This is a genomic window from Ramlibacter lithotrophicus, from assembly GCF_012184415.1.
Lineage (GTDB): Bacteria > Pseudomonadota > Gammaproteobacteria > Burkholderiales > Burkholderiaceae_C > Ramlibacter > Ramlibacter lithotrophicus.
In genome coordinates, this window is record NZ_VTOX01000006.1 from 298651 (window position 1) to 304650 (window position 6000).

Here is a 6000-nt window from a genome sequence, read left to right on the forward strand (position 1 = left end):
CGGCGGAAGGTCAGGTCTGCGCATCTGACGCATCGCGCCGTGTCGCTGCGGCCACATTCAGCTGCGTCAGTTTTGCAGATTGCGACCCGACCCGTACAGTTTTCCCCATCGTCAGTTCTCCACTCACCCCACAACAACCAGCGAAAGAACAGAGCATGCAATTCATTCAAACTCACCAACCCGCCGAAGACACCGAGATGTACCTCGCGCTCGACTTGGACGGCGTGCTTCACCACCACGCGGGCGCGCCGCTGGTTTCGCAGTGCAAGGCATTTGCGGGTGGCCGCATCGGTCGCGATGAGCTCATCTCGCTGGCGTCCGAAAGTGCGCTGTGGCCGTCAATCCTTTTTGAGCGGGCGGAGATGTTCAGCCGGACGATCACTGCAGCGCCATCGGTGAAGATCGTTATCGCAAGTGCCTGGCGCTATGACCTCTCAGTGGCGCAGCTGCAAGCCGCCCTCCCCGCCGAAATCGCTGCTCGAGTGGCTGGCGCGCTGGACAACGACCGCGAGCAGGATAGCGATGGATTGCTTCAGGGGATTCGGGGTCGCCTGATGGAGCGCTGGATGGCGCAGCATGCCGCCCCAGACGCAAGGTGGATCGCGCTGGACGACAACAGGGCCTACTGGTCTGGGTACCTCCACCGCTTGGTCGAATGCCCCCATGCAGGGATCGACGCGGCAACCTCCAGGCGGCTGAAAGCCGCGATCCGAACGGGCGTCGGCTCGCCACGCCCTCCGATGGTCACGCCCGCTCGCATCCAGCACTCCGCGGTTGGTCAAGCGCTGGCGTTGCCCTGACGCCGATGGCCTGCCGGTGTGGTCGGCCGCCTGCCGGTTGCCGCGTGGCTCCAACCGAAGATTGACAGCGCGGCGAAGCCTCCTCGATGCGAAAGCGCTGTCCTCGGCGGCGGTTGTGCCGTGGACAGACTCCCGCCGAGCGCTGACGGTCAGCGGCCTCCGCTGCCTCACCTGTGCGGCCCGTCCTGGAAGGGGCGGGGCCGCAGATCGGGTCCCGCCAGGGCTCGGCTGACTCACGACATTTTCCCCCACACGACAAAGTTCTCGCCCATGTTCAAAGTCGCCCAGGAAGCCGCGCCGTTGCCGAAATGGCTGCACGTGCGCATTGACCCTCGAGTACCCGAGGAGTGGCACTTCATCGCGGCGCTGTTTGTAGCAGCTGCGCTGCAGGTGTTGGCAGACGTCACGCCAGTGCGCGCCGTCCTGCGCTTGCGGATGTGCTCCGGGGACCTGGATCTCAGGTTCCTTGTCGATTCGTCCTTGCCAGCCGACAAGGCCGCTGCCTTGAAGAACCTGACCGCGCTTGTATCCCGATTGGGCAATGCTCTTCGCGCAGAAACGCAGCACGCCGACGAGCAGCCGGGGGCGTTTACTCTCGTCGACTTGAGCGGGGAGCAAGCCAGGAAGCCGGAGTCAAGCTTCAGTGGCAGTCGCGGCAGGGAGAACGCCGCCGAAGGCGGGGTGGAGGTACTCACCTGGGATGAAAGGGCCATGGCCGGCGCCGCGGAGCGCGGTCGTGATGGCGAAGGCGCGGCTCGAATTGTCAAAATGCTCAAGCGGCTTAGCGCCAGCGGAGGCCTTCGTCCGCTATGCGTCCCCGATACGACGTGGCCGCAGATGGCAGATACCCTGGCCCAGGACTTCCCGAACTTTGCCGCGGTGGTGAAGAGCGTGATCCGCCCGCACGTCGCCTTGTGCGCCCGAGGCATTCGACATCGCCTACCACCACTGCTACTCGTCGGACCTCCCGGAATCGGCAAGACGCACTTTGCCGAAGCACTGACGCGGCTGCTGAATGTGCCGTCCCCGCTGGTGGTCTCGATTGCCGGCGAAACCAATGGCTCGGCCATCGGGGGAAGCTCCACGTTCTGGTCGAATTCGAGCCCAGGACGGGTCTTTGAATTCCTTGCTTGGGGTGGGCACGGTGCGCCGGCAGTTGCAAACGGTTTGGTCGTGCTCGACGAAATCGACAAAGTGGCCACGGATCCGCGGTACGACCCGCTGGGTGCCCTTTACACCCTCCTCGAGGAGGACACGGCGCGCAAGTTCAGGGACCAGTCTTTGCCCGATGTAATCGTGGACGCGAGTTACCTGCGGGTGGTAGCAACCGCCAACGAGGTGGAGCCAATCCCACTGCCGCTGCGCAGCCGAATGATGATGTTCCACATCGAGCCGCCCTCGCCCGAGCAGGCGCGACGGATCGTCGAGTCAATGTTCCGGAGCCTCGCCCGACAAATGGGCATGCCCGACATCGAGGTGCCACCGGCGGTCATCGAACAGGCTGTTCGCCTCGAACCAAGGCGTGCAAAGCTGCTGCTGCAAGGGGCGCTCGCGACGGCTTTGGCGAGCGATCGACCGAGGGTGGAGATCTCAGACTGGGAGACCGTTCAGCCCACCGGCACAACCGTGCGACGGCGACCTATCGGCTTTGTCAGCCATGTCTAGAAGCAGGCCGCCATCGGCGCCGTGATACCGCTCCAATGTGCGCGGACTCGGGTCGCACGGTACGCCAAGGCACACCGTGCGCACCAGAGGCTCACCATAGCCCGTGAGTGACGGCACTTGGGTCACTCGTCATCGATTCGGCCTCGCCCGGGAAAGGTGACGGGGAAACCGCGTTGCTTATCCGAGACGCGATGGAGGTCCAAATCGCCGGCCGGACAAAAAAACCTCACGCGCTTCACCTAGATCGTGTATACGCGCGCTATATTAGCCAATATACTAGCTAAGATATTAGCCAATATCTAAGACAAGATTTATAGGATGTTGGTCAATTGTTTGAAAGATGTTTTTCGAAATAGTGACGGAGGAAGGCAGAACGTGCGCGCGAGGTTGAACTGACGGCGGCACTTACTCACCCCTCGAAGAATGCGCCATAGAAGCCGTTATCTGCAGGCGCAGCACCCCCACCCCCAGGTCGGCAGACGAAGCGGCTCCTGCGCCCCTATAGGGGCATTGGCGGCCGTTTCTTCTTGGCAAGGGTCTCACACGGCAACAACGCACCGCAACGATGCGCCGATAGGCCGCAGGCCGTCTGGATGCGAAAAGTTGACGCGATAGCGCGAGTTGCGTCCGATTGCTTGCAACAAAATCAAGGAGTTAGGCGCGTTTGCATCGCCAGTTGCATACGCTTTGCATCAGTTGGTGAGAGTGTCATCGCGGTTTACGAGCTTCCGCCGGAACGCGGCACAAATCCGCCCAGACCGCTTGGCGAACGAGTCCAGCGCGCACCCGGCCTGCGGACACAGCGGCGGCCGACCGCCGCTAAATCGGTGCCCCGCAGCTGCTCGATCCGCGCCTGCACCGCCGCCGCTCAACCCGCTTTGGCCGCGCCCCGCGCCCTCCACAGGCACCGCCACCAGAGCCACCACCGCCGCAGTTGCCGGCCTGACCACCGCGCATGTCAAGGCTCCGCGAGTTCGCCCCCCGGACGAAAAGCTGTTCCGCGCCGCCAATGAATTTGTGGACCTGCAAGCATGCCGGAGCGCGACTCGGACATCAGACGCCTGGCCACCCTGATGCGGAAATTTCCCGAACTGCGCGCGAACGCCGGCGCCGCCGCAGCGCTGGTCGCCCGCGCTGCTCACAAAGTCCTCGCGAAACTCGCGAAGAAGCCCTCGAGCCGCCTAAGGCAACTGAAATGTCGCACTCGCCGCGCCCCTATTTGGCCGCCAGAGCACGACAATAAAACACGGCCTAGCCGATTCCGGGATCACCTCAGGACCCGTGGAAGACCAAAGGAAACTGAAAATGAACTCCACCAACACCACCACTTTCGACATCAGCGGGTGCACCGTCGCCATCGCCAAAATGGACCTGCAGCGGCACGATTCGGGCGACGGCAACTACGACGTTTTGTTCGATCTCCTCGTCGACGGTAAGTCCCACGCGCTGTTTCTCCAGTCGGACGAAGGTGGCGACGGCGAACTTTCCGTCGCGGATTTCTCCGCCGGCATGCACGAGGAGCACATAGCGTTGTTCGAAGCGCTGGGCCTCGACACCACGAATGTCGGCGGCTTCACGCCTGAAATGGACGCGCTCGACACCGCCGTAGAGCCGCTTGCGGCGGCCGCGAGCGAGGCAATCGCGGCGGAAAATGACGACTACGAGGACCAGATCGTCTACCGGCTGGACGACATCCGCGACTACCAGGCGCCGCTGTACGAGACGGTGGCACACGAAGTAACCCCGGCCTATGCACACGTGGAGTTGGACGAAGAGGGCTTCGTCAGCACGAATACTCGCCACCGCACGAGCGGCACCCCCGTCGAAGCGTGGAACGGCCGCACGATCGAATGGGAGGTCGAACCGAGCGTTGACGGCGACGAACTCGCGGACTTTCTCGAGAGCGAGGAGTGCGAAAAACTGCTGCAACGGGTTCATAACGGCCACAGGATCGAGTGGGATGGCCACAACAACGTGGGGCGCCTGACCGGCGACGCCGAGGCGGCGAAAGAAGAATTCGGACGGCTGCTCGAGTCGTTCGGCGAGGGCGCCGCGCGCGCGGTTGGGCACGCGGCGGACTGGTTTGAGTCGAACTCTCTGGCCGAAGCTTGGCCCGATGGCATGACCCTTTTGCAGGCGGTGGCTGCGGCGGAAGCGGATGCCAGCGCTCAGGATGTTGTGCTCCTCGGTGACGTCCAGGAGGTGCTGCTTGACAGGGCGGAGGCTGCTTACGAGCGCGCGAACGACCTTGAAAGCTTCGACCCAATCAAGCGCAAAGAGCTGATCGATAGCTGCCGAATCAGCGAGTAATCCCAGGCCTTGGCCGCCCGATCGGCTTCCGACCCGGCGAATCCGGAGGGGGCACAAACGTGGAAGGATTCCAGGGTCGGCATGTAGATGGTCTTGTGGCTTGCGCCAGTCGCGAGCTCGCGCACCGTGACCACAGCTGTCTGCAAATGCGTACCGGTTCTGGCCTGGATGGGCCTGCAGGGAAGGGCTCTCGGGGTCGCGCCTCAATCGTCACGTGGAGCTCATTCCGATGGGGTGGCAGCGGCTTTACTCCGACCTTCGCTTCACCCTAGCCGTGATCGCCACATCCAAACGTTGCACCATCGAGATTGCCGGCGCATGGAAAGGAGACGGGCTGCTTCAGGTGCAGTCGGACACGACGGATCGTGTGGTCCAAGGGGTTCTGCGAAAGGCTCGAGTCCGGGCAATGCATACGTGCATGGAGTGCGGCAAGCCGGGCAAGCAGCGCGAGCTGGACGAGTGGCGGCAGGCCACGTTGTGTGGCTCATGCGCCGGCCGCGGCTGCTGGCCCTGGAGATTGCACGGCTGATTGCGCTGGATCGGTGTGGCTCGGTGGACCAGCGGCATGAGTTGCAATTTTTTCCGTCGGCGCGCTTGGTCCGCGCGGCCGCGGAAGCAAGCGTCCTCACGTGCAATCTGCCCGCCAGGTTCGTTCTTGAGCAGCTTGATCACGCCGGACAGCTTCGCTGGCTGGAGAGGCTCAATAATCGTGCGCAGGAGGAAGCAGGAGCATGATGCCGAGGCGGTACCCAACACTTACAACGACGCGGAGGCCTCGCGGATGCTGGATGATTAAATGCCAGCGTTGTACTGGCTCGTGCTTTGCGGCCCTGCAGCGCTCGGAGTCGCCGCTCTATGGTGGGAACACAGAAAGCGGGTGTAGGTCAGCCCTCAGCAGGCTTGTCGATGGCAGCGAGCCAGTCCTCCACCTCCTTAACCGTTAGCGCGTCGCCCATAGCATCGAGCGCACCAGGTGGAAGCGGCACCGCCTCCGCGAGGTACTTCTGCACAGCGTCAACGGCCGGCAGTTGCAATCGGATATGCGCGGCAGCATTAGGAAACTCTTCTTGGCATACCCGCGCCAGCAGAACCAACAGCGTAAGCAGCCAGGGAACACATGTTGAACGTAGCCCATTCAGCGTCAGTCTTGTGCTGCGTGAGTTGCGCATTGGTGCTGTGGCATTGGCAGCCGCTCGCGTGGGCGTGGCGAAGGCTTGCGAGAACT

4 protein-coding genes are annotated in these 6000 nt (G+C 63.0%); 3 read left to right on the top strand and 1 reads right to left on the bottom strand.

Going from position 1 to position 6000, the window contains the following annotated elements:
* Nucleotides 1-155: 155 nt before the first annotated feature.
* The 3 genes from RAMLITH_RS17555 to RAMLITH_RS17565 all read left to right on the top strand — a co-directional run bounded on the left by RAMLITH_RS17555 (nucleotide 156) and on the right by RAMLITH_RS17565 (nucleotide 4775).
* A complete protein-coding gene (locus RAMLITH_RS17555) occupies nucleotides 156-800 on the top strand; it encodes an HAD domain-containing protein (protein WP_168108719.1) in 645 nt (214 codons plus the stop codon).
* A 270-nt stretch (nucleotides 801-1070) separates the two neighbouring features.
* Entirely contained in the window at nucleotides 1071-2465 is a 1395-nt protein-coding gene (locus RAMLITH_RS17560; RefSeq protein WP_168108720.1) for an AAA family ATPase, read from the top strand.
* Between the two features lie 1305 nt (nucleotides 2466-3770).
* Nucleotides 3771-4775, top strand: coding sequence for a hypothetical protein (locus RAMLITH_RS17565; protein WP_168108721.1), 1005 nt, complete (start codon nucleotides 3771-3773; stop codon nucleotides 4773-4775).
* An 884-nt stretch (nucleotides 4776-5659) separates the two neighbouring features.
* Here the strand turns inward: RAMLITH_RS17565 and RAMLITH_RS17570 are convergent.
* The coding region (locus RAMLITH_RS17570) for a hypothetical protein (RefSeq protein WP_238344243.1) at nucleotides 5660-6000 on the bottom strand (341 nt) is incomplete at its 5' end.